Below are 22,064 nucleotides of genomic sequence, written 5' to 3' on the forward strand. Positions count from 1 at the left end.
ATCCTGACGCTTTACAGCATCAATTTTGCACCCGCGAGAAACAACCCGAAACTGGCATTTTTACTAGGATTCAAGAACGCATAGCGTCGATAAAATGGACAACCACTTTCAAGGCCCAGAACGAACCATTCAGGTGTCGGTTAGCCTTTCGGGATTTCGTGCTAAATCTAAACGAAGGTTGTAGTGCTTGATGCTTGCCATGGAGGGCAAGCATCATGTGGGCATTGCCTTGTTGCCACGGATACGCCGATGACCACTGCCCTCTCCCCCCTCACGGAGCCAAGCCGCTGCAAACGCCTGAAAGCGGCCAGCAGCCGGGACCATGACAGCGTCGATCAACTGGTGATGGCGGCGCGGCCTTTTGCAAGCCGCGAGCGGTATGGCCGCTTCCTGCAGGTGCAGCACCGCTTTCATGGCAGCCTGCTGGCGCTGTATCAAGATGAACAGCTCAACCAGCGCTTGCCAGGGCTGATCGAGCTGTCGCGTTTTACGGCGGTCGAGGACGACCTGCGCGACTTGGGCCTCCCCCTGCCAACAGCCCCTCGACAAGTCTGTGCCAGCCCGGCCCAGGCCTTGGGCTGGCTGTATTGCAGCGAAGGGTCGAACCTGGGGGCGGCGTTTCTGTTCAAGCACACCCAGCGTCTTGGCCTGGATGGCGAGCTGGGCGCCCGCCACCTGGCGCCGCACCCGGATGGCCGAGCGCTGCATTGGCGTGAGTTTGTTGCCAGGCTAGATGGGTTGGTACTGGATGAGCGGGAAGAGCCCGAGGTGGTGGCGGGGGTGATCGCTGCGTTCAATAGTTATCGGGGGCATCTGCATAAAATATTCGCAGAAAATCGCTAACGCCCCCTGTAGGAGCAGCCTTGTGCTGCGAAGAAGCCAGGAAACCTTTCTCCATGCAGGCCTCTTCGCAGCGCAAGGCTGCTCCTACAAGCCCTCAATGATAGGCCTCGCCGTCCTTCACCTTGCCGCGGAACACATAATACGACCAGGCCGAATACCCCAGGATGAATGGGATGATCAGCAGCGCCCCGACCAGGGCGAAGCCCAGGCTCTGCGGTGGCGCCGCCGCCTCCCAGATGGTCAGGCTGGGCGGGAGTACGTAAGGCCAGATGCTGATCACCAACCCGGTGAAACCGAGGAACACCAGCAGCAGCGACCAGACGAAAGGCCCGGCATGGGGTGCGCCACGCAGCGATTTGAGAATCGCCCAGGTGGCCACCAGCACCAGCACCGGTACCGGCAGGAAGAACCAGAAGTTGGGCAGGCTGAACCAACGGTCGAAAATCGCCGGATGCGTCAGCGGTGTCCAGATGCTGACAATCAGCATCGCCACCACCGTCGCCAAGGTGATCGGTGAACAGGCTCGAATGATGCTCGCCTGCAGCCGGCCTTCGGTCTTCAGTACCAGCCAGGTGGCGCCCAGCAGCGCATAGGCCACCACCACCCCAACCCCGCAGAACACGTTGAACGGCGTAAGCCAGCTCATCAGGCCATTGGTGGCCACCCCGTCGACGATCGAGTGCCCCTCGATGAACGCCCCCAGCATCACCCCCTGGAAGAACGCCGCAGCGTACGACCCGGCCATGAAGGCCCGGTCCCAGAACGGTTTGTGCGCCTCATCGGCCTTGAAGCGAAACTCGAACGACACCCCACGCCAGATCAACCCGGCCAGCAGGCCCAGCGCCGGAATGTACAGCGCACTGAGCAGGATGGCATACACCTTGGGGAAGGCGGCCATCAACCCAGCCCCACCCAGCACCAGCCAGGTTTCGTTGCCGTCCCACACCGGCGCCACGGTGTTGACCATGGTGTCGCGCTGCTCGCGGTCGGTGATGAACGGGAACAGGATGCCGATACCCAGGTCGAAACCGTCCATGATGACGTACATCATCACGCCAAAGCCGATGATCAGGAACCAGATCAGCGGAAGATCAATACCCATGACAGCGTCTCCGGTCAGTCAATGTGGTTGGGTGAATGCGGATACAGCGGCTCGTCCACCGCCGACAACGGGCGGGCCGGCCGCTGGTTGGCGGTCACCGGCTGTTGGTGGTCGTCGTGTACCTCCGGCCCCTTGCGCACCAGGCGCAGCATGTAGACGACACCTGTGCCGAATACCCCGATGTACATCACCACCAGCACCACCAGGCCTACCGACAAGGTCAGCGCCGAATGGTCGGAGACCGCATCCTTGGTGCGCATCAGGCCGTACACCACCCACGGCTGGCGGCCAATTTCGGTGACATACCAGCCGGCCAGCAGGGCCACCAGGCCCGAAGGCCCCATCCACAAGGCAAACTGCGCCAGCCCCCGTGAGGTGTATAGCCGCCCGCGCCAGCGCAGCCAGGCGCCATACAGGCCCAGCACAACCATCAGCATGCCCAGGCCGACCATGACCCGGAAGCACCAGAACACAATGGTCGAATTGGGCCGGTCTTCTTTGGCGAAGTCTTTCAAGCCTGGGATCTGCCCGTGCAGGCTGTGGGTCAGGATCAGGCTGGCCAGGTTGGGGATTTCAACCTTGTAGCGGGTGGTTTCAGCTTCCATGTCCGGGATGCCGAACAGGATCAGCGGCACGCCCTGGCCCGGTGTATTGCTCCAGTGCCCCTCCATCGCAGCGACCTTCGCCGGCTGGTACTTGAGCGTGTTCAAGCCGTGCATGTCACCGATCAGCACCTGCAGCGGCGCAGTGAACAGCAGCATCCACAATGCCATCGAGAACATCCGCCGCACCGCCGGGGTACGGTTGCCACGCAACAGGTGCCAGGCCGCCGAGGCGCCGACGAACAGCGCGGTCGACAGCATTGCCGCCGTCACCATGTGCGCCAGGCGGTACGGGAACGATGGGTTGAAGATGATGGCAAACCAGTCCACCGGCACCACCACGCCATTGATCACTTCGTGCCCCTGGGGCGTTTGCATCCAGCTGTTGGACGCCAGGATCCAGGTGGCAGAAATCATCGTGCCCACGGCCACCATGACAGTGGCGAAAAAGTGCAGGCCACGGCCGACCTTGTGCCAGCCGAACAGCATCACCCCCAGGAAACCCGCTTCAAGGAAGAAGGCCGTCAGCACCTCGTAGGTCAGCAAGGGGCCGGTGATGCTGCCGGCGAACTGCGAGTAGAAGCTCCAGTTGGTGCCGAACTGGTAGGCCATGACCAGCCCGGAGACCACGCCCATGGCGAAGTTGACGGCGAAGATCTTCGACCAGAAGTGGTACAGGTCGAGGTAGGCGTTGTCTTTTTTCCACAACCACAGGCCTTCCAGTACCGCCAGGAATGCTGCCAGGCCAATGGTGATGGCCGGGAAAATGATGTGGAAGGTAATGGTGAAACCAAACTGTATACGGGCCAGCTCCAAGGCTGTAAGGCTGAACATGGCTATGCCTCGCTCCGTTGTGAAAGACGTTGCAGCAAAGTGCGTGGGCGGGCCTGCCGATGGCTGGCTGCGGCAGCGTGCCAGCGCTGCGCCGGCACGCTGGGCGAAACCAGTGCGCTGGTGAAACCGCACTGCAGCAGCATGGCGAACTGGTCCGGCAGCAATGGCCCAGCGGCGCGCAGGTCACCGGTAAAACCGTGCCGCTCGCGCAGTAGCCTGGCCAGGGTGAAACCACGGCCATCGCGTGACTTGGCGAACTCGATCACGATCAATGTCAGCTGGCCGAGCAGTGCCCGCACCTGCGCCGGGTCCTGGTCGGCGGCCAGCCACAGGCCCTCGGCTGGCTGGCCAAAACGCATGTGGTAGTCGTCCCACTGCTGCGGCTGCAGCACCGTACGCGCAGCAAAGGTCGGCAGCGCGTCGCTGCTCGGATAACGCCAGTTATCGGTCTGAACCTGGCCTTCATGGTCAACGAGCATCACGCAGCACCTCCTTGAACGGCTCGATACCGACACGGCGGTAGGTGTCGAGGAAGCGCTCGTCGTCTTCACGCAATTGCAGGTAGATGGCAACGATCGCCTCGACGATGTCGGGCACCTCCTCGAAGGGCACCGAGCGGCCCAGGATGGTCCCGACCGCCGCGTCCTCTTCGGCGCTGCCGCCCAGGGTGATCTGGTAGTTTTCATGGCCGGCCTTGTCCAGGCCGAGGATGCCGATGTGCGCCACGTGGTGGTGGGCACAGGCATTGATGCAGCCGGAGACGTTGAGCTTGAGTTCGCCGATGTCCTGTTGCCGGGCCGCGTCGAAACGCTGCGCGATGCGCTGGGCGACCGGCACCGAGCGGGCGGTGGCGAGGCTGCAGTAGTCCATGCCTGGGCAGGCGATGGTGTCGGACAACAAGCCAATGTTGCTGGTTGCCAGCCCGGCCTGGCGCAAGGCCTGCCACACGCTGTACAGATCCACCAGGCGAATGTGCGGCAGCACCACGTTCTGCTCGTGGGAGACGCGAATCTCGTTCAGCGAGTAGGCCTCGGCCAGGTCGGCCAGGGCGAGCATTTCCTCGGCACTGATGTCGCCGGGGATACCGCCGGGTGGTTTCAGCGAAATGACCGCGCTGATGTAGCCACGTTTCTTGTGCGGGTGAGTGTTGGTCCGTACCCAGCTGGCGAACGCGTTGTCGTCCGCCCGTGCGCGCAGAAAGCTGTCACACAGGCCGGGCAACGCCTCGAAGGCGGGCTGCACGAAGCGGGCATGAATGCCCTGAACGATGGCCGGCTCCAAGTACTGGTGGTCGGCCGGCAGGCTGGCGAATTCCTCCTCGATCATTTCGATGAAACGCCCAGGCTTGAGCTCACGCACCAGAATCTTGATACGTGCCTTGTACAGGTTGTCGCGCCGTCCCAGGGCGTTGTACACCCGCAAGATGGCCTCGACGTAACGCAGCAGTTCGCGCTCCGGCAACCATTCGCGCACGCGGGTGCCAACTATCGGGGTACGCCCAAGGCCACCGCCGGCATACACCTGGAAGCCGACTTCACCCTGCGCGTTGCGTTGCGCCAGGATGCCAATGTCATGGAAGCGCACGGCCGCGCGGTCCTTGGGGCTGCCGGTGATGGCGATCTTGAACTTGCGTGGCAGGTAGGTAAATTCCGGATGCTCGGTGGACCACTGGCGGAGGATCTCGGCATGTACCCGAGGGTCGAGCACTTCATCCTCGGCGGCGCCGGCAAAATGGTCGGTGGTGACGTTGCGGATGCAGTTGCCGCTGGTCTGGATGCAATGCAGGTCGGCATCGGCCAGCACCGACAGTATCTCCGGCGTATCGGCCAGGCGCGGCCAGTTGAACTGGATGTTCTGCCGGGTGGTGAGGTGGCCGTAGCCCTTGTCGTAGGTGTGCGCCACATAGGCCAGCTGGCGCAGTTGCAGCGCGCTCAAGGTGCCGTAGGGGATCGCCACACGCAGCATGTAGCCGTGCAGTTGCAGGTACAGGCCGTTCATCAGCCGGTAGACCTTGAACGCCTCTTCATCCAGCTCGCCACTCAGGCGACGGGCAACCTGCTGCTCGAACTGGCGGGCGCGGTCCTTGAGGAACTCACGCTCGAAGCGGTCGTAGCGATACACCCCTGCCTGCCCCGCCTCGACCGGCAACACCGGGCGCATGCGCGCAATGCTGCTTGGCGGTGTGCCCGCAGCCTGCTTGCCAAGGTCGCTGCGTACCGAAGGGCCACGGGCGCGCAACCGTTCACGCAGGCTTTTCGGCTCTGGCCGGCCATCGACCAGCCAGGCCTCACAAGGCGTCGGTGCCACGACCTGGTTGGCCAGCACGGCAGCCTCGGCAGCGAGGGTTGCCGATACCAGCGCCTGCGCATCGAAGGTGCCGGCTTGTTGCAGTGTCTCTACCCACTCATGCCCGGCATCAAGCCAGACCACAGCCCCATCGTCGAGGCGGTTGGCGCAGATCAGATGACAGTCATTCATCGAACATCTCCATGACTGGCAGCCCGGAAGCGCTTATCGTTGCAACCCTGCCGCGCCGTTCCGGTGCACATCAAATAAACCATACGCTTTCCATATTGTATGGATTTGTTAACAACTGTATGCCATGATATGCCTATGCGTATGGACTTACAACCGAGAGGAAGATCTATGCCTGTTGCCGGAGCGCCAGAAGAAGCGGCGCAAATGCGCTGGACAAAGCCTTTCAAGCCGAAGTCAGGCCCAAGATACATACAGATTGCAGATATGCTTGCAGAATCCATACAATCTGGAGTCTTGCAGGATGGCGAGCAAATTCCGCCGCAACGTGCACTGGCTGCGCACCTGGGCGTCGACCTGACCACGGTGACCCGCGCCTACGCCGAAGCGCGCGACCGTGGCCTGATTGCTTCCTACAGTGGCCGCGGGTCGTTCATCCTGGGTGCCCGACAAACAACCACCCTGGCAGGCATCGACCTGACCATGAACATCCCGCCGCAGCCGGCCAACGGCTCGATGGCTCAGTTGGTGAGCGCCGGGCTGGAACAGGCGCTGCAGCGCAACCGCATCGAAGCACTGTCGCTTTACCAGGACGAACCGGCCACCCGCTCGCTGCTGCAGGCCGCACAGGGCTGGCTGGAACCGGCACTGGGTGATCTGGACATGCGCGGCCTGGCGCTGTGCTCGGGGTCGCAGGCGGCCATCTTCGCCATCCTCAGCGCCCATGCCCGCGCGGGTGACGCCATTCTTTGCGACCCACTGACTTACCCCGGCCTGCTGTTGGCCGCCCGGCAACTGGGGCTGCGCATTGTCGAGGTAGCCAGTGACGCCGACGGCATGCGCCCCGACCACCTGGAACAGGCTTTTCAGCAAAGCGGTGCGCGCCTGCTGTACCTCAACCCCACCTTCCACAACCCTACCGCGCACACCATGCCCGTAGCCCGGCGCCAGGCGATTGCCGAGGTGCTGCTCAAGCGCGGCATCACGCTGATCGAGGACGACCCGTACCGCTATCTGCTCGACGACGCGCCGGCACCCATCGCGTGCCTGACCGGGGGGGCCAACACGTACTACCTGGCGTCGCTGTCCAAGTGCCTGTGGCCAAGCTTGCGCACCGCCTTCGTGCTGCCACCGCGTGGCGATGACGGGCAAGGGCTGCTCAACGGCCTGCGTGCATCGAGCATGGGCTGTTCCGCCCTGCTGCTGGCGCTGGTCGAGCAATGGATTCGCGATGGCACCGCCAAGGGGTTGGTACAGGAAATCCAGCGCGAAGCCCGCGCCCGCCAGCACCTGGCACGCACGCTGCTGAGCCATGAGTTCCAGGCGCACCCCACCGGGCTGCACGTATGGCTGCCACTACCCGCGCACTGGCAACAGGAGCGGTTCACCCATGCGTTGGATGATGTGGGGGTGAGCGTGGCAGGGGCGGATTCGTTCAGCGTGGCACCGCAAGGACCGGAAGCTGTGCGCCTCTCGCTGGGTGGAGCGCCAGACCAAGCAGTGCTGGGACAGGCCTTGCGCAAGGTGGAGGGGTTGTTGAAGGAAGATCGCCGACGTGGCGGGCGGGCGTTTGTGTAAGTACCCGCTGCAGGAAAAGTCCTACAAGTTGTTGCTGCAGCGAACTTTTTCTCCATTGCCTGTCTATGTGGGAGGCACAGAAAGGTAGCGGGACGCGAAAAAGGTTCGCCGACCACCTGCTGGCCAGATGGCTCAATTGTTATCAGAGGTTGGCTTCGCTCATGAAAATGCATGTCGCAAGGTTGATGCTGCTCGGCCTGTTCTCGTTCGCGGCGGTGGGCACGGCATCGGCAACACAAATGAAAGCAGCCGAGGCCGTGGCCCCTGCTGTTCAATCACCCCTGCAGCCAGCCGGCAACCCCTGGTCGAGGGTGGCCAATGCGGCCGTTCTACAGCCGGCCACGCTGCTGGCGCATGATGACGACCGCTGGCACGACCACCGAAGCGACTGGCGCCGCGAACAGTGGCGGCGTGAACAAGCCCGGCGGGATTGGGAGCGTCGGCGCGACTGGGAACGGCGCCGTGACTGGGAGCGCCGCCATGAGCGGGCCATGCACCAGCGTCATTACGACGAACACCGTTATTACCGCCGCTGAAACTGACGCCCCCCTGTAGGAGCGGCCCAATCGCGACACAAGGCCGCCCCTGCACCGTCTGCGTCAGTCAGCCGGTTTGGCGGCGTCCCCGGCCGCCTCGGCCTCCATTTTCAAACGGTCAGCCTTGCAAATGTACTTGGGCTTGCGCGGCGCCAGTTTGGCATTGGCCTTTTTGGCATGCGCCTCCAATAGCTGCTTGATCTTCTTACGACGGTTCATAGTCCACGGGGCCTGTCAGTGCGGTTTTGCTGGCAACATCATACCCGTGCAACTTGCACGTTGACGCTATTTTCACAGTCAACCGATTAGCGTCACGCCTTTTCCGGCCACAGGCACATCTGCTGGCCGCCAAGGTACGACGAGGCATACGTGTCACACACTACATCCCCCGCCGCGCACAAGCGCGTGGACTGGGCCGGCCTGGGCTGGCTTCTGCTGTTCTTCTGGTACTTCTCCGGCGTCACCCAGGCGTTGTTGCTGTTCAGTGGCACCACCGGCTTTGCCGGTTTTCGCGATGCGTTCTTCCTCAGCAGCCTGTGGCTGGCCCCGGTGCTGCTGCTGCCCCGCTTCACCCGCGCCACGGCGGCTGTCATCGGCCTGGTATTGTGGGCCGCATCGCTGGTGGGCCTGAGTTACTTCGGCATCTATCGTCAGGAGTTCTCGCAAAGCGTCATCTTCGTGATGTTCGAGTCCAACACCGCCGAGGCCGGCGAATACTTCAGCCAGTACTTCAGCGTGTGGCTGGGCCTGGCGCTGCTGCTGTACACGCTGGTTGCAGTACTGCTGTGGAAACGTGTACGCCCCGTCAGCCTGCCCCTACGCAGCCGCCTGCCGGTGGTGGCCCTGTTGCTGGTGGCCAACCTGGTGTACCCGTTCTACAAGCAGATGGTCACCCAGGAACGCAACTTCGCCGATGCCGCTGAAAAAGTGCAGCAACGCATGGAGCCCGCAGTGCCTTGGCAACTGTTGGTCGGCTACCGTCAGTATCGCCAGCAACTGGACAACATGCAGGACTTGCTGGCCCAGAATGCCGCATTGCCCCCACTGCAAAACCTGCGTGACAGCAGCGGCACCGCGCCGCGCACCCTGGTGCTGGTACTGGGCGAGTCCACCACCCGCGAGCACATGCACCTGTACGGCTACAACCGCGACACCACGCCCAACCTCGACGCGCTGGCCGCCAGCGACAAGGGCCTGACGGTGTTCCGCGACGTGGTATCGCCACGCCCGTACACCATCGAAGTGATGCAGCAGATCCTCACCTTCGGCGACGAGCAGAACCCGGACCGCTTCCTCACCGACCCGTCGCTGATCAACCTGATGAAACAGGCAGGCTACAAGACCTTCTGGATCACCAACCAGCAGACCATGACCAAGCGCAACACCATGCTCACCACCTTCTCGCAGCAGACCGATGCGCCGGTATACCTGAACAACCAGCGCAACCAGAATGCCAGCCAGTACGATGATGTGGTGCTGGCGCCGTTCGAGAAGGCCTTGCAAGACCCTGCGCCGAACAAGTTCATCATCGTGCACCTGCTGGGCACGCACATGGACTATCGCTTCCGCTATCCCGACGACTATGCCCACTTTACCGACAACACAGGTGTACCCGGCCAGCTGACCGCGGACCAGGTAAAAACCTACAACTTCTACGACAACGCGGTGCGCTACAACGACTATGTGGTGTCGAGCCTGATCAAACGCTACTCGGCCGGCAACCCCAATGGCTTCCTGGTGTACCTGTCCGACCACGGTGAAGATGTGTACAGCTCCGGTGACCACGACCGCCTGGGGCGCAACGAAGGCGCGCCGACCCGGCCGATGTACACCATCCCGTTCCTGCTATGGACCTCGCCCAGCTGGCAGGCCGAGCACCCACGCGACTTGCAGGCGATGGCCAGCCGCCCTTACAGCAGCTCGCACCTGATCCATACCCTGTCCGACCTGGCCGGGCTGAGCTATGACCGCTATGAGCCGGCCAAGAGCCTGGTGAGCCCGCAGTTCGTGGCAGCACCGCGCTGGATCGGTGACCCGTACCGCAAGGATGGCTTGCGCGAATTCGACCACCTGCCGATGGACAAGGCTGCAGGCTTGCAGCAGGCGGCCAGTAATGGCGAAGAGCAGAACGGCAAGCGCTTGAACTGATGTTTTTTGGTTGAGATCGTTGGGGGCGCTTTGCGCCCCTTGCGTCACAATGGGCCGCAAAGCAGCCCCAGGGCCTTAAGCCTTACATCACATAAATTAAATTTAAATTGATTTTAAATTACGTGTGCGCGACGCTCTGCTCATTCCCTTGGCCCGCAGAGCAGCCCCATGTCCACAGCTCCCCGCGAAACCCGCAAGGACGGCGCCGTCACCCGCACCCGCATCCTTGAAGCCGCTGGCGAACTGTTCGCCGCGCTTGGCTATGCCGAAACCAGCAACAAGGCCGTTGCCGCCAAGGCCGAGGTCGACTTGGCCTCGATCAACTACCACTTTGGCAGCCGCAACGGCCTGTACCTGGCCGTGCTCGACGAAGCACGCCAGCGTTTCCTCGACCTCAGCGACCTGCAACGCATCACCCAAGGCAACCAACCACCCGCGGACAAGCTGCGCGTGCTGGTAGAGCTGGTGGTGCACAAAGCCACATCAGCCCGGGACAACTGGCACCTGCGGGTACTGGCCGCGGAAATCCTCGCCCCCAGCCCCCATGGCCAGGCGCACCTGCAGGCGGCAGCGCCGTTGCGGCTGTCGCTGCTCAGGGCTCTGTTCAGCGAAATCAGCGGTATCCCTGCAAGCGACCCCGCCCTGACCCGCTGCATCCTCTGCGTCACGGCGCCCTGGGCAATGTTGTTGATCGGCCCGCGCGGTGGCTCTGGCGCGCTGCACGAGATTCTGCAAATGCCGGCCGACGCCGTTGCAGCGCAGTTGTACCGCTTTGCCCTGGCAGGCCTGCTGGATGCCGGCCAACAGCATGCCCAGGCCCACGCCACACACCGTTGAGGTCAGCCCCGTGCAACCGATATCCACCGATACCTCCCCCGCCGCAACGGACGCGCAAACCTCCATCCCACTGCTGCTGGCAGCCCTGATGCTGGTGATGTTCCTGGCCGCACTCGACCAGACCATCGTATCGACCGCGCTGCCCACCATCGTCAGCGACCTGGGTGGGTTGCGCTGGCTGTCCTGGGTGGTCACCGCTTACCTGCTGGCCTCCACGGTGGTGGTGCCACTGTATGGCAAGTTCGGCGACCAGTTCGGCCGCAAGCGTGTGCTTCAGGTCGCCATCGTGGTGTTCCTGCTGGGTTCGGCGTTGTGTGGCGCAGCGCAGACCATGGCCCAGCTGATTGCCTTTCGTACCCTGCAGGGATTGGGCGGTGGTGGCCTGATGGTGGTGGCGATGGCCGCGATCGGCGATGTCATCCCGCCCGCCGAACGTGGCCGCTACCAAGGCCTGTTCGGTGGCGTGTTCGGCCTCGCCACAGTGGTCGGGCCACTGATCGGCGGTTTCCTGGTCGAGCACCTGTCCTGGCATTGGATTTTCTACATCAACCTGCCGCTGGGCCTGTTGGCGCTGTTGGTGATCGGCAGCGTGTTTCGCCCGCATGTGGCCCTGGTGCGGCATGAGGTGGACTACATCGGTGCATTTTTCCTCACCGTGGCACTGGGTGCCCTGGTGCTCATCACCAGCCTGGGCGGCAGCCTGCTGGCGTGGCAGTCACTGGACATGCTGTGCCTGTCGCTGTTCGCCCTGATCGGCCTGGTCGGTTTCGTCCTCGAGCAACGCCGCGCCGCAGAGCCGATCATGCCGCTGCACCTGTTCCGCCACCGCACCTTCGTGCTTGCCGGGCTGATCGGTTTTATCGTCGGGGTATCGCTGTTCGGCGCGGTTACCTTCCTGCCGTTGTACATGCAGGTGGTGAAAGACGCCACGCCGACCAGTGCCGGGCTGCAGATGCTGCCGTTGATGGGTGGCCTGCTGGTGGTGTCGGCGATTACCGGGCGACTGATCAGCCGCTGGGGCCGCTACCGGGTTTTCCCGATCCTTGGCACCCTGCTGCAAGTGGTTGCCCTGGGCCTGCTGAGCCGGCTTGAGCTGGACACGCCCATGGCGCTGATGAACCTGTACATGGGCCTTTTGGGCGCCGGCCTGGGCATGGTCATGCAGGTGTTGATCCTGGCGGTGCAGAACAGCGTCGAGCCGCGCCATATGGGCGTGGCCACCTCCGGGGCGACCTTGTTCCGCTCGATTGGCGGCGCCATCGGCGTTTCGCTGTTCGGCGCGTTGTTCTCGCATGCCCTGCTAGGCGGCCTGGCCAGCGATTTCGCCGCCAGCGCCGGTGGTCCGGCGAGCCTTTCACCAGCCGCCGTGCACGCCCTGCCCGCCGCCCTGCAACACAGTTACCTGCTGGCGTTTTCCGGGGCGATGCATGGCGTGTTCATGCTGGCTGGGGGGATCACCAGCGTGGCCTTCGCACTGTCCTGGTTGCTGCGCGAGGTGCCGCTGCGGCGAGCCTGAGCAAAGCGCCGATAGCCCCACAGGGCAACCAGCAACACCAACGCCCCGGCCGCCAACGCCACCTGGAAACCGGCGCTGGCGCCCAACCCGTCGACCACCTGCCCTGACGCCACAGCGCCCAATGCCACGCCAACATTCAAGCCGGCCAGCAGCCAGGTCATGCCTTCGGTCAGTTGGCTGGCGGGCACCAGACGCTCCACCAGGGCCATGGCCACGATCAGGGTTGGTGCGAAAAACAGCCCGGCCAGCAACACGGCAGCAGCCAACCCGAACAGGTTGCCTGCCAACAGTAGCGGCACGGTACTGGCCGCCGTCGCCAGGCCGCCGAGCAACAACAGCCTGTGCAAAGGCGCCGCCAGATTCACGGCACCGAACAGCAGGCCCGCCGCGCACGAGCCAATGGCATAGCACGACAGCACGACACTGGCTGCCGCCGGCATGCCGGCCTGTTCAGCGAATGCCACGCTGACGATATCGACGCTGCCCACGATCACGCCCATGGCCACCATCAACAGGACCAGCAGGCGCACGTCCGCCTGAGCGATCACCGCAACCCGCTGGTGGCCGGTCGAGTCATCAGCCTGCAGCGGGGGTTCGCTGCCCGTTTGCACGACCAAGGCGAATACCCCGATGGCCAGCAACAGCGCGGCGGCCAATGGCCCGGCCTGGGGCAGCAAGGCCACGCTGAGCCCGACCGACAGGGGCGGGCCGGCGATGAACGTGACCTCATCGAACACCGTTTCCAGCGAAAAGGCACTCTGCAGCTGTGGCGTATCGCGGTACAGCGCCGTCCAGCGCGCCCGTATCATTGCCGACAGGCTGGGCATGCAGCCGGCCAGCGCAGCAGCGGGGAACAGGCTCCAGGCCGGCGCCTGCCAAGTGACGCACGCCAGCAGCAACAACAAACCGGCCACGCTCAGCGCGGTGGCGGCCGGCAACACGCGGCGCTGGCCATGGCGATCGACCAGACGGGAAACCTGTGGCGACAGCAGTGCGTAGGTCAGCACGAACGTGGCCGCCACCGCTCCGGCCAGGGCGTAGCTGCCGTGCAGTTGCGCGAGCATGGTGATGATACCGATGCCGGTCATGGGCAACGGCAGGCGGGCCAACAGACCAGCCAGGGTAAAGCCAAGGGTGCCGCGTGACTGGAACAGCGCGCGGTAGGTCGTGAACATGGGTCGACTCTCCTTATCGAACGAAAGCACACTTACATTCATTGCGTATGATTAAAACCCTATTATCATACGCACTGAATGTAAAGCACTGGGTTCGCAGGAGACGCTCCCACAACGGCTCTATGTAGGGTCAGGCCACAGGCGAACAACTACCCCGCCCGGCACTCCCCCGCACCGCCTCGGCCAGTTTGCGAAGGTTGGCCTGATGCGCATTCACCAGGCTGGTGATGCTGTTGTCAGCCGCAGTCTGCACCGAGGTGCGGCAGGTCAGCTCAGCCTGCCCCGCCACCTTCAGGCGCCAAACGGCCTCCAGCGAGGCGTAACGCCCCGGCACGGTGTCGAAGCGCTGCACATCCACCCGCAAAGCCGCCTTGCCGCCGCCCGCCGGGCCACCCAACTGGTCTTGCAGGGCGCTGCGGAACTCATCCACCAGGTTGGCCCCCCACCATTCCGTCTCAAGGATGGCCAGGCCGCTCTGCCCTTCGCGTACCACCAACTGTGGGCGGTCGACCTGGGGCGGGACGACCACCCTGACCACCTGGATGCGCTGGCCACTGTCACGCGCCGGCTCACTCGGTACCAAGGTGTGGTAGTTGTTCGGCGTACTGCTGCAGCCCCCGAGCCATACCAGCAGGCTAGCCACACAAACATTGCGTAGTCGTTGCATCGGCTGTCTCCTCAGGGCTCAAGGTCTGCGGGCCCGGCCGCTTTCGGCCGGCCACGAATCAGTGACTCGGGGTGGCGGCCCAGGTAATCGGCAAGGTCACGCAGCGAACGTGACATGCGTTCCAGCTCATCCAGTGTTTCGCCCATTCGCTCGCGCTGCGGCGAGTCCTCGGAAATGGCCGAGTTGGCGGTGCGCAGGGTCTTGTGCACTTCGTCCAGCGCCACTTTTACATCCGGCAGTGTCTGGCCATTGAATTGCTTGAGGCTGGCGCGCAGCTCACGCAGGCTGCCGTCGAGGTTGCCGGCGATGCTTTCCAGCGGCAGCTTGGCAATGCGTTCCACGACCCGCTGCAGCTGCTCCTGCAACTGCTCCAGGCTACCCGGCAACGTGGGGATGATGATGGGGTTGGCGGCCATGTCGAAGGCGACTTTGGGGGCATCGGGGTAGAAATCCAGGGAAATGAACATCTGCCCGGTGATCAGGTTGCCGCTGCGCGCCTGGGCCCGCAGGCCATGCTCGACAAACGTGCCGATCAGCTCCCGCGCACCATCCATGTCGCCTTCGGTGTGCTTGAACACCGCCAGCATCTTGCGGTGCACCGGCCCCAGGCGCTGCGGGTAGATTACTGCATCCACCACTACCGGGAAGGTCTGCCTGGCGGCGTCGTAATCGAGCTGAATAGAGGTAACACGCCCAAACTCCACACCCTTGAACTCCACCGGCGCACCCACCGACAAGCCGCGCATGGCCTGGTCGAAGCGCAGTTGCAGGTACTGCGCCTGGCCGTGGGGAGGGGCCAGCGCCAAGTCGCGGTCGGCAAATAGCTGGAAGCGGGCCTGGTCGGCAGCTGGCTCGGCTTGCGGGGCGAAATCGGGCGAACCAAAGGCCAGCCCCCCCACCAGGATCGATGATAACGACTCGGTATCGACCTTCAGCCCGTTGGCGCCAATCTGCATATCGACACCACTGGCATTCCAGAAGCGCGTGTCGGCGGTGACGAAGCTGTCGTAGGGGGCTTGCACGAACACGCCAATCTCCACGCCCTTGCCATCGTCCTGCAGCGCAAAAGAGACCACTTCACCGACCGGGATCTTGCGGTAGTAGATCGATGACCCGACATCCAGCGAGCCCAGATCGCTGGCGGTAAGGACAAAACGCTTGCCCTTTTCGTCATAGGTGATCGGCGGCGGCAGCTCCAGGCCGACGAAGGACTTTTCCGGCACTTTCGACTCACCGGAATCAGCCCCGATGAAACTGCCCGAAAGCAGCGTGTCCACCCCGGAAACCCCGCCTACGCCGATGCGCGGTCGCACCACCCAGAAGCGCGCGCCCTGGGTGGCAAAAGAGCGGGCATCGTTGGACAGCTGCACGTTGGCCACCACGCTCTTCTTGTCCTCGGCCAGGTCCACCGTGGTCACTTCGCCAATCACCACGCTGCGGTATTTCACCTGGGTCTTGTGCGCCACCAACCCCTCCCCGCTGTGGAAGGAAATGGTGATCACCGGCCCTTGCTGCATCCAGTTGCGTACCACCAGCGATGCGCCGATCAGGATAGCCAGAATCGGCACGATCCAGACCAGCGACACCCCCCAGCGCCGTGTACGCACGTCAACCTGACCTGTACCGTCGCGCTTGTCAGTCTGTTGCCCCATCAATGCGGCCTCCCTCGTTGGCATGGCTATCCCAGATCAGGCGTGGATCGAAGCTCATTGCAGAGAACATGGTCAGCACCACCACCATGCCAAAAAACAGGATACCCACCCGTGGCTCGATGGTGCCCAGCCCGCGCAGTTGCACCAGCGCCGCCACCAGCGCCACCACCATCACGTCGAGCATGGACCAGTAGCCGATCAGCTCGACGAAGCGGTACAACTGCGAACGCTGTCGGCAAGCCCAGGTGGAACCACGCTGGGCGGTGTACAGCAGCAGGCCGAGGGAGAAAAACTTGATCGCGGGCACACCCACGCTGGCAATGAAGATGATCAGCGCAATGTCCCAGGCCCCGGCTTCCCAGAATTCCAGCACACCACCGCCAATGGTGCTGTCGCTGCCACTGCCGAGCATTTCGGTGTGCATCACCGGCAGCAGGTTGGCGGGGATATAGAACACCAGCGCCGCCAGCAGAAACGCCCAGCCACGGCTGATGGCATTGCTCTTGCGTCGGTGAATGGCCGCGCCGCAACGGTTGCAGGTGTGCGCACCGCCACTCATGTCGCAGGCCTGGCCGCAGCCATGACACAGGCACAAGCCAAGGTCGTCTGCGTTGGCCGGGGTTGTCATACCTGCTCCCACAAGTCGCGGATGTCCTTGCCGGCAATATGGATGATCAGCATGCTCAGCGCGGCCAGGGCCAGCAGGCCGATACCGGGGATTACATCGAGCAACCCCGCCAGTTTGATCACCGCCACCATCGCCCCCAGCAGGCACACCTCCAGCATGCTCCACGGTCGCAGGCTTTCCAGGCCACGCATGCACAGGGCAAAACCGGGGGCACGCTGGCCGGCCAAGGCAAAACTCAACACCCAGCACAACAAGGCAATCTGCAACAGCGGTGCGAAGATGATCGACAACGCCATGACCAAGGCGATGAAGGTGATACTGCCGTGGCTGAGGATCTGCACCGCGTCCCACAACGTCGCCGAATGGGTTAGCCCCTGCATCCCGATGGTCATGACCGGGTAAGCATTGGCAAATACCAGCAGGACGCCACCGGTCACACTCAACGCCAGCCGCTGCTCGATGGTGAGCGACGTATGCCGGTACAGCACGCCGCCACAGCACGGGCACAGGGCACGCTGGTGCTTGAGCAATGGCACACGCTGGTACACCGTGTCGCAGTATTCGCAAATGATCAGATCTTGGGGCTGGGTCATGTTGGTTCCCACGGATAGACCTGCAGGCAGCACCTACGTCAGCAAGCCTAGACGGGAAAAGCGCAATGCGTCAGCGGGTGTGCCCATCGTCGCTAACCTCCGGGCAACGGCTGCCCGGAGGTTAGCCCAGCGCTACTCGAGCAACTGCTCCAGGCTTGGATCACGCATTACACGCTGCACGGGCTGCTGTGCGGCTCTGCCCGGCGCCGACATCTTCAACTTCATGCTGGCCACTTTGGCGCAGGCATTGCTGCCGTCCGCATAGATACCGCTCATGTCGCACTTCCACTGGTAGAAGTTCACCAGGCCACCCGACATCTGCAAGCTGTAGTCGGTACTTTGCGTACCTGGGGTGAAGGCGTGCCCCGCCGGGATGTTCTGGAACCATTTCATCCACTCGGCGGAGCCCGGTTTCGGTGGGTTTTTCTGGAACAATGGGTTCATGATCGCCACCTGCGGCGCCTCGGCGGTGGCGTGGCAGCTCAGGCAGGAGCTGTTGGGGTTGTCCACCGGCCCATTGAGTCGACCGTTCCAACCCAAGTGGGTAGGCGGCAGTTCACGGGTATCGGCGTTGATGGCGGTCTGTTGCAGTGCCTTGTTGATACGGGTCTGGGTGGGCTGTGGGTTGGTGTACTCATTGCTGGTCACCTGAGGGTCGTTGCCCCACATGACGCCCACCGGCACCAGGTTGTCCCAGCTGGCCTTGCCGCTCATGGCCCCGTTGTACTGGAAGGTACCGAAGATCCACCCGGTTTCGGCAATACGCGTGTCGCGCACGGCTACGTCCATCTGGATCAACGCCACGTCCTTGAGCTTGCGGTTGGCCGAGGTGAACGTGTCTGTGATATAGCCCTGCCACAGCACCGGGTTGGCCAGAAACGGCACCGTGCTGCGGTCGATGTCGGCGAACAGCGCCTTGCACACCACCGTGCCGTTGGCAAAGCTGTTGGGTTGGGCGGTATGGCTCGGGTCTGGGTTGTTCGGGTCCTTCCAGACTTGCCCAATGGTGTAGGCGCCAATGTCGTTATAAATCCCCACGGCATAGGTTTGACCGGTGGCCGTCTGCGTGCTGGCCAGTTGCTTGACCTGAATCTGCGCCTCCTTGGTCAGCCCGTGTATGCCCTCACGCCCCAGCGGGCCGTAATGCTGCCACGGCATGTGGTACCACTGCCGAACCTTGTTGTGCTGCACATACCAGTCAGCCTCGACGTTGCCCTCCAGGCAATAGCGCTTCGCAGCCTCCATGTACGGGCGCCATGTCTCGAAGTTGTTGTCGCGCTTGGCAGGCAACTTGCCGAAGAACGCCGGCACGCCATTGGGCGGTGACGTCGGATAGTTTTGGCTGAGGGTAAATTTGGTCCCTTCGTAACTGTCGGGTGGCGCGTAGCCATAGTCCGGGTAGGTACCGGCCTGTGCGGCGAGGCTGTACAGGGTGGCCGTCATGGCCAGTGTGGCAAGTGTTCCTTGGGGCTGGTTCATCGATGATCTCCTTGATCGGCTGCACTCCTGGCATCGACAGGGCGCGTGCCCATGGCGGATGCAGGGACTCCTTTATTGTTTTTGGGCCGAGTTCGCCCGAACGCGGCCGGCTGTCACGGGTGAGTGAATGGCGTGTGGCGCACCTCCCTGCCGGCTTTTTGCCGAGCGAACGCGTACATCCCAGGCCGTTTGGCCAGGGTTGATCGAAAGCGTGTGTAAACGGAGTGTGCGCAGGGGGGTATGCGGGCTGTGCCGCGTGTCGACTCCTGTCGAGCGCTTGCCGTTCTTCCTTGCTATCAGGTGTAGGCGAAACGGCAAAAACTGCCAGCCGTTTGGCATGCCGAGCCGATTTCCGGTCGTTTTGCCTATCACCGTCTTACCGCCGAACTATTCTGTGAAGCGGGCTTTCCGCCCAGTGGAGGTGTGCCATGCGTACGTTCACGTGGAGTTACTTGCTGCTACTGCTGTGCGCGGCATCGGCGGCCCAGGCGCAGTCGGTGGTGCCGCTCAAGGGCCAGAGCAGCCAGCAGATGCAACTGGATATCAACGATTGCAATACCGTCGCCAGCAATGCCGCGAACAGCACGGCGACGTCCAGCGACCCGCATGTCGGTGGCCGGGTACGCGGTGCGGCCGCGGGTGCCGCCGCCGGCGCGGTAGGCGCGCAGGTACGCGGCAACCAGCACGACGAGCTGTATGACCGGGTAGGTGACGACGCCAAGCAGCAGTACCGGCAGAACCGTGCCGGCGAAGTGGCCGCCGCCGGTGCCGCGGTCGGAGGCATGCGCCAGCGTCAGGACCGGCGTCAGGACAGGCGCAGCCAGGACCAGGCAAAAACCCAGGCCCATGCCAGCGCCTACAGCGGCTGCCTGCAGGGGCGCGGCTATCAGGTCAACCCCTGAGCAACCGGCACGCCATGCCCCTGCCGGTGAGGCATGGCGTGCTCAGCTTCAGAACTTCGCCAGTTCTTCCCGACAAAACTCCACGAACAACTGCGCAGGCTTGGTCAGCTGCACGCGCTTCAACCACGCCGCAGCCAGCCCAGAAAGCGCCACTGGCTCGGTAATGTCCAGCATTGCCAAGCGCTGCCCGTCGTAGGTGTACTCCGTGTGCGGCCGTGTGACCAGCAACGAAAAACCAAAGCCCTGCCCGACCATGCCGCGCACCATCTCGATCGACGGCGAGCTGAAGACGATGTTTGGCGTCAGCCCCATTTCGTTGAACAGGCTGACGAAATAGGTGCGGCTGGGGGCCACGTCCAGCAAGATCATCGGCTCCGGGCACAGGTCGCGCAGCGACACCTGGGCCTGGCCGGCAAAGCGGTGGTTTTCCGGCAGCAGCACATAAGGCTTTTGCGGTGGCATCAACGGCTCGGCCTCGATGGTGCCATCCAGGTCGTGGTCATAGAGAAACGCCAGGTCGAAGGTACCGGCGGTCAGGCCCTGGATCAGGTCCTGCTGCTCGCCGTCGCGCAGGCGGATATCCACGCCAGGGTAACGTTGACGAAAGCCGGCGATCAAACGAGGCAGGTACAACGGTGCCACGGTTTCGAAACAGCCGATATCGATCTGCCCAGCCACGGTGTCGTTGTCGGCCAGGGCGTTCTGCTCGAACTCGTGGGCCATCTGCAGCAGCGCTCGGGTCTTGGCGTAGAAGCGCTTGCCGCTGGGCGTCAGCGACACGCCTTGGGCGTGGTGGCGGATGAACAGTTGCACGCCGAAGCTTTCTTCCAGGCTCTTGATGGCGGTGGAAATGGACGGCTGGGCGATGTACAGCTGGCGCGAGGCCTCGGCAACGCTGCCAGCCTCCACGGTGGTAACGAAGTACTTGAGTTGTCGCAGGGTATAAGCAGCCACGGGCACCTCTTTGACGCCTGTCGGCGCTGGGATCATGCCTGACACTTTACCTCCCGCGAACGCAAAGTGGGGGCTGGGTGATGAAGGATTTACCTATGGCTTGAGCAGGTTTTTGTGGGGGGGGGGTGCCCTGCACCCCTCAACGTCGGTTCACTCGAACGACGCTATCATCACGCAGTCGTCACCTACCATCTTGTAGCCTGCCTCGCATTGCAATCCCACGGAAGTGGTGACACTCCGCTTGCGCCTGGAAAGGCTTTCCGGTTGTTGAGCATTGTCCTCTAGCGACGCTTCAGAGGTATCGGGCAGTTGATCCATGGGTTCTTCTTGCATGGTGTTCACTCCTGGTTTGAATTGTGTTGCCCGAACAACTTAAATGCTGGCGTCTGCACCAACCCATTTGGAAACACCCTCACGGCAGGCCCACAGCGAACTGGTTAAATACCCCCAAACGTCTTTACTGATACCCAACGGCATCAGGAACACGGTGTACGCCTATGAAGATCGTGGTCACCAGCATTCTCGTCGACGACCAGGCCAAGGCTCTGGCCTTCTACCACTACGTACTCGGTTTCGAGCCCAGGCACGACATCCCCATGGGCCGGCACCGCTGGTTGACCCTGACTTCGCCCAATGACCCCAACGGCGTCGAGCTGCTGCTGGAACCCGACGCGCACCCGGCCGCCAAAACCTACAAGGCCGCGCTCAAGCAGGACGGTATTCCCGCCACCTCGTTCGGCGTACGTGACATCCAGGCCGAATACACCCGGCTGTGCGCGGCGGGCGTGCAGTTTACCCAACCACCCACCAACATGGGCCCCGTCACGGTGGCCGTGTTCGATGACACCTGTGGCAACTTGATCCAGATCGCCCAGAAACACTGAAAGCCCCCAACCTAAGCGCACCAATAAGGAAAACAGATGCGCCACGAATTCCGCGAAGTCCTCAACGACCTGGTCGATTACTTCCTGCTTGGCGATATCCAGTTGCTAGAGCGCTTCAAGCAGGAGCACGAGCTACCGGACGACCTGGCCTACGCCTTCACTCACGACGACAGCGGCGACAAAGCGGTGCGCGAAGGCATCGTGCTGCCGCTGGCCGGGGTCGACAACCTGCCCTATCGCATCCTGTTCACCCTTGATGGCTACACACCGGCCCTGCGCGAAGCCGGCAGCCGCCTGAAACATCGGCGCAATGGCTATGTGCTGCGCGTCGAGCACGGTGCTGTGATGCTCTATACCTGGCGCATCCTGCAGCACTTCACACCCAAGACTCTGGGTGACCTGATGGCCCGCTACCAGGTGCCGGGACGGCCGATCATCGAGCTGGACAATGGCTGGTACGACGTGGAGGTGCTGGCCGGGGCGCTGGTGCGCGAAGGCTTGTACGAGCCGGCGTTCGAGTTCGTGTTGAAGAAGCGCTGGAGCCGGGGTGAGGCGACGGAGGTGGATACAGGATATGCCTTTGGCCTGCGTGGCTATTTCGATTGATAGCCTCTGCGCGTCTCTTCGCGGGTTAACCCGCGAAGAGACACTTACAGGCA

Annotated in this window: 22 protein-coding genes; 9 read left to right on the top strand and 13 right to left on the bottom strand. The window is 63.0% G+C overall.

Annotated elements, in window-relative coordinates; all coding sequences use genetic code 11:
* Positions 1 to 249: 249 nt before the first annotated feature.
* The gene (locus DM807_RS27395) at positions 250 to 843 is read left to right on the top strand and encodes a biliverdin-producing heme oxygenase (protein ID WP_069942387.1); all 594 of its coding nucleotides are present in this window, start codon (positions 250 to 252) and stop codon (positions 841 to 843) included.
* 94 nt (positions 844 to 937) lie between these two features.
* Here the strand turns inward: DM807_RS27395 and cydB are convergent, their stop codons facing one another.
* Genes cydB through DM807_RS27415 form a run of 4 tightly spaced genes read right to left on the bottom strand, consistent with a single transcriptional unit; the run spans position 938 to position 5,859 of the window.
* Positions 938 to 1,945, bottom strand: a complete 1,008-nt coding sequence (gene cydB / locus DM807_RS27400; protein WP_069942386.1) for a cytochrome d ubiquinol oxidase subunit II — start codon at positions 1,943 to 1,945, stop codon at positions 938 to 940.
* Positions 1,946 to 1,959: 14 nt separating this feature from the next.
* Entirely contained in the window at positions 1,960 to 3,381 is a 1,422-nt protein-coding gene (locus tag DM807_RS27405) for a cytochrome ubiquinol oxidase subunit I (RefSeq protein ID WP_179028189.1), read from the bottom strand.
* Positions 3,382 to 3,383: 2 nt separating this feature from the next.
* Positions 3,384 to 3,860, bottom strand: a complete 477-nt coding sequence (locus DM807_RS27410) for a DUF934 domain-containing protein (protein WP_012272894.1) — start codon at positions 3,858 to 3,860, stop codon at positions 3,384 to 3,386.
* Positions 3,850 to 5,859, bottom strand: a complete 2,010-nt coding sequence (locus DM807_RS27415) for a DUF2849 domain-containing protein (RefSeq protein ID WP_060494537.1) — start codon at positions 5,857 to 5,859, stop codon at positions 3,850 to 3,852. Before DM807_RS27415 ends, DM807_RS27410 begins: the two co-directional genes overlap by 11 nt.
* Positions 5,860 to 6,123: 264 nt before the next feature.
* Here DM807_RS27415 and DM807_RS27420 point away from each other — a divergent pair, with 264 nt between their 5' ends.
* Together DM807_RS27420 and DM807_RS27425 are read left to right on the top strand one after the other, a co-directional pair.
* On the top strand, positions 6,124 to 7,434 hold the full coding sequence (locus tag DM807_RS27420) for an aminotransferase-like domain-containing protein (RefSeq protein ID WP_231118559.1): 1,311 nt from the start codon (positions 6,124 to 6,126) through the stop codon (positions 7,432 to 7,434).
* Positions 7,435 to 7,595: 161 nt separating this feature from the next.
* The gene (locus tag DM807_RS27425) at positions 7,596 to 7,970 is read left to right on the top strand and encodes a hypothetical protein (protein WP_012272897.1); all 375 of its coding nucleotides are present in this window, start codon (positions 7,596 to 7,598) and stop codon (positions 7,968 to 7,970) included.
* A gap of 63 nt (positions 7,971 to 8,033) precedes the next feature.
* On the opposite strand, the gene DM807_RS27430 is transcribed toward DM807_RS27425, so the two are convergent.
* Positions 8,034 to 8,189 (bottom strand): DUF2986 domain-containing protein, encoded by a 156-nt coding sequence (locus tag DM807_RS27430; RefSeq protein WP_012272898.1) that lies wholly within the window; start codon positions 8,187 to 8,189, stop codon positions 8,034 to 8,036.
* Positions 8,190 to 8,339: 150 nt separating this feature from the next.
* On the opposite strand from DM807_RS27430, the gene DM807_RS27435 reads away from it, so the two are divergent.
* From DM807_RS27435 to DM807_RS27445, 3 genes are all read left to right on the top strand, one after another.
* Positions 8,340 to 10,118 (top strand): phosphoethanolamine transferase CptA, encoded by a 1,779-nt coding sequence (locus tag DM807_RS27435; RefSeq protein ID WP_012272904.1) that lies wholly within the window; start codon positions 8,340 to 8,342, stop codon positions 10,116 to 10,118.
* Between the two features lie 168 nt (positions 10,119 to 10,286).
* A complete protein-coding gene (locus DM807_RS27440; protein WP_179028190.1) occupies positions 10,287 to 10,955 on the top strand; it encodes a TetR/AcrR family transcriptional regulator in 669 nt (222 codons plus the stop codon).
* A gap of 10 nt (positions 10,956 to 10,965) precedes the next feature.
* A complete protein-coding gene (locus tag DM807_RS27445) occupies positions 10,966 to 12,471 on the top strand; it encodes an MDR family MFS transporter (protein WP_012272906.1) in 1,506 nt (501 codons plus the stop codon).
* On the opposite strand, the gene DM807_RS27450 is transcribed toward DM807_RS27445, so the two are convergent.
* From DM807_RS27450 to DM807_RS27475, 6 genes are all read right to left on the bottom strand, one after another.
* The gene (locus tag DM807_RS27450; protein ID WP_179028191.1) at positions 12,354 to 13,646 is read right to left on the bottom strand and encodes an MFS transporter; all 1,293 of its coding nucleotides are present in this window, start codon (positions 13,644 to 13,646) and stop codon (positions 12,354 to 12,356) included. The genes DM807_RS27445 and DM807_RS27450 overlap by 118 nt on opposite strands.
* Before the next feature lie 130 nt (positions 13,647 to 13,776).
* Complete coding sequence (locus DM807_RS27455) at positions 13,777 to 14,313, bottom strand: PqiC family protein (RefSeq protein WP_012272908.1); 537 nt, start codon at positions 14,311 to 14,313, stop codon at positions 13,777 to 13,779.
* Positions 14,314 to 14,324: 11 nt separating this feature from the next.
* Positions 14,325 to 15,965 carry a PqiB family protein gene (locus DM807_RS27460; protein WP_012272909.1) on the bottom strand — a complete coding sequence of 547 codons (1,641 nt, stop codon included), beginning with the start codon at positions 15,963 to 15,965 and terminating at the stop codon, positions 14,325 to 14,327.
* Positions 15,949 to 16,593, bottom strand: coding sequence for a paraquat-inducible protein A (locus tag DM807_RS27465; RefSeq protein WP_012272910.1), 645 nt, complete (start codon positions 16,591 to 16,593; stop codon positions 15,949 to 15,951). The genes DM807_RS27460 and DM807_RS27465 overlap by 17 nt, the downstream gene beginning before the upstream one ends.
* The gene (locus DM807_RS27470) at positions 16,590 to 17,186 is read right to left on the bottom strand and encodes a paraquat-inducible protein A (RefSeq protein ID WP_012272911.1); all 597 of its coding nucleotides are present in this window, start codon (positions 17,184 to 17,186) and stop codon (positions 16,590 to 16,592) included. Before DM807_RS27470 ends, DM807_RS27465 begins: the two co-directional genes overlap by 4 nt.
* A 132-nt stretch (positions 17,187 to 17,318) precedes the next feature.
* Positions 17,319 to 18,665: a hypothetical protein gene (locus DM807_RS27475; RefSeq protein ID WP_179028192.1), complete on the bottom strand. Its 1,347-nt coding sequence runs from the start codon at positions 18,663 to 18,665 to the stop codon at positions 17,319 to 17,321.
* Positions 18,666 to 19,093: 428 nt separating this feature from the next.
* Here DM807_RS27475 and DM807_RS27480 point away from each other — a divergent pair, with 428 nt between their 5' ends.
* Positions 19,094 to 19,567, top strand: coding sequence for a YMGG-like glycine zipper-containing protein (locus DM807_RS27480; protein ID WP_012272913.1), 474 nt, complete (start codon positions 19,094 to 19,096; stop codon positions 19,565 to 19,567).
* 48 nt (positions 19,568 to 19,615) lie between these two features.
* On the opposite strand, the gene DM807_RS27485 is transcribed toward DM807_RS27480, so the two are convergent.
* Both DM807_RS27485 and DM807_RS27490 read right to left on the bottom strand, forming a co-directional pair.
* Positions 19,616 to 20,521, bottom strand: a complete 906-nt coding sequence (locus tag DM807_RS27485) for a LysR family transcriptional regulator (RefSeq protein ID WP_041166739.1) — start codon at positions 20,519 to 20,521, stop codon at positions 19,616 to 19,618.
* Between the two features lie 150 nt (positions 20,522 to 20,671).
* Positions 20,672 to 20,854 (bottom strand): hypothetical protein, encoded by a 183-nt coding sequence (locus DM807_RS27490; protein ID WP_041166532.1) that lies wholly within the window; start codon positions 20,852 to 20,854, stop codon positions 20,672 to 20,674.
* A gap of 164 nt (positions 20,855 to 21,018) precedes the next feature.
* Here DM807_RS27490 and DM807_RS27495 point away from each other — a divergent pair, with 164 nt between their 5' ends.
* A complete protein-coding gene (locus DM807_RS27495; protein WP_012272915.1) occupies positions 21,019 to 21,405 on the top strand; it encodes a VOC family protein in 387 nt (128 codons plus the stop codon).
* A 36-nt stretch (positions 21,406 to 21,441) separates the two neighbouring features.
* A complete protein-coding gene (locus DM807_RS27500) occupies positions 21,442 to 22,011 on the top strand; it encodes a hypothetical protein (RefSeq protein WP_012272916.1) in 570 nt (189 codons plus the stop codon).
* Positions 22,012 to 22,064: the final 53 nt, after the last annotated feature.

This window comes from Pseudomonas hunanensis, assembly GCF_013393325.1.
Lineage (GTDB): Bacteria > Pseudomonadota > Gammaproteobacteria > Pseudomonadales > Pseudomonadaceae > Aquipseudomonas > Aquipseudomonas putida_P.

What these genes read in the sequence shown, in the direction of transcription:
- DM807_RS27395 (WP_069942387.1), top strand. Translation starts at nt 250, where the DNA reads ATGACCACTGCCCTCTCCCCCCTCACGGAGCCAAGCCGCTGCAAACGC.
- cydB (WP_069942386.1), bottom strand. Translation starts at nt 1,945, where the DNA reads ATGGGTATTGATCTTCCGCTGATCTGGTTCCTGATCATCGGCTTTGGC.
- DM807_RS27405 (WP_179028189.1), bottom strand. Translation starts at nt 3,381, where the DNA reads ATGTTCAGCCTTACAGCCTTGGAGCTGGCCCGTATACAGTTTGGTTTC.
- DM807_RS27410 (WP_012272894.1), bottom strand. Translation starts at nt 3,860, where the DNA reads ATGCTCGTTGACCATGAAGGCCAGGTTCAGACCGATAACTGGCGTTAT.
- DM807_RS27415 (WP_060494537.1), bottom strand. Translation starts at nt 5,859, where the DNA reads ATGAATGACTGTCATCTGATCTGCGCCAACCGCCTCGACGATGGGGCT.
- DM807_RS27420 (WP_231118559.1), top strand. Translation starts at nt 6,124, where the DNA reads ATGCTTGCAGAATCCATACAATCTGGAGTCTTGCAGGATGGCGAGCAA.
- DM807_RS27425 (WP_012272897.1), top strand. Translation starts at nt 7,596, where the DNA reads ATGAAAATGCATGTCGCAAGGTTGATGCTGCTCGGCCTGTTCTCGTTC.
- DM807_RS27430 (WP_012272898.1), bottom strand. Translation starts at nt 8,189, where the DNA reads ATGAACCGTCGTAAGAAGATCAAGCAGCTATTGGAGGCGCATGCCAAA.
- DM807_RS27440 (WP_179028190.1), top strand. Translation starts at nt 10,287, where the DNA reads ATGTCCACAGCTCCCCGCGAAACCCGCAAGGACGGCGCCGTCACCCGC.
- DM807_RS27450 (WP_179028191.1), bottom strand. Translation starts at nt 13,646, where the DNA reads ATGTTCACGACCTACCGCGCGCTGTTCCAGTCACGCGGCACCCTTGGC.
- DM807_RS27455 (WP_012272908.1), bottom strand. Translation starts at nt 14,313, where the DNA reads ATGCAACGACTACGCAATGTTTGTGTGGCTAGCCTGCTGGTATGGCTC.
- DM807_RS27460 (WP_012272909.1), bottom strand. Translation starts at nt 15,965, where the DNA reads ATGGGGCAACAGACTGACAAGCGCGACGGTACAGGTCAGGTTGACGTG.
- DM807_RS27465 (WP_012272910.1), bottom strand. Translation starts at nt 16,593, where the DNA reads ATGACAACCCCGGCCAACGCAGACGACCTTGGCTTGTGCCTGTGTCAT.
- DM807_RS27470 (WP_012272911.1), bottom strand. Translation starts at nt 17,186, where the DNA reads ATGACCCAGCCCCAAGATCTGATCATTTGCGAATACTGCGACACGGTG.
- DM807_RS27475 (WP_179028192.1), bottom strand. Translation starts at nt 18,665, where the DNA reads ATGAACCAGCCCCAAGGAACACTTGCCACACTGGCCATGACGGCCACC.
- DM807_RS27480 (WP_012272913.1), top strand. Translation starts at nt 19,094, where the DNA reads ATGCGTACGTTCACGTGGAGTTACTTGCTGCTACTGCTGTGCGCGGCA.
- DM807_RS27490 (WP_041166532.1), bottom strand. Translation starts at nt 20,854, where the DNA reads ATGCAAGAAGAACCCATGGATCAACTGCCCGATACCTCTGAAGCGTCG.
- DM807_RS27495 (WP_012272915.1), top strand. Translation starts at nt 21,019, where the DNA reads ATGAAGATCGTGGTCACCAGCATTCTCGTCGACGACCAGGCCAAGGCT.
- DM807_RS27500 (WP_012272916.1), top strand. Translation starts at nt 21,442, where the DNA reads ATGCGCCACGAATTCCGCGAAGTCCTCAACGACCTGGTCGATTACTTC.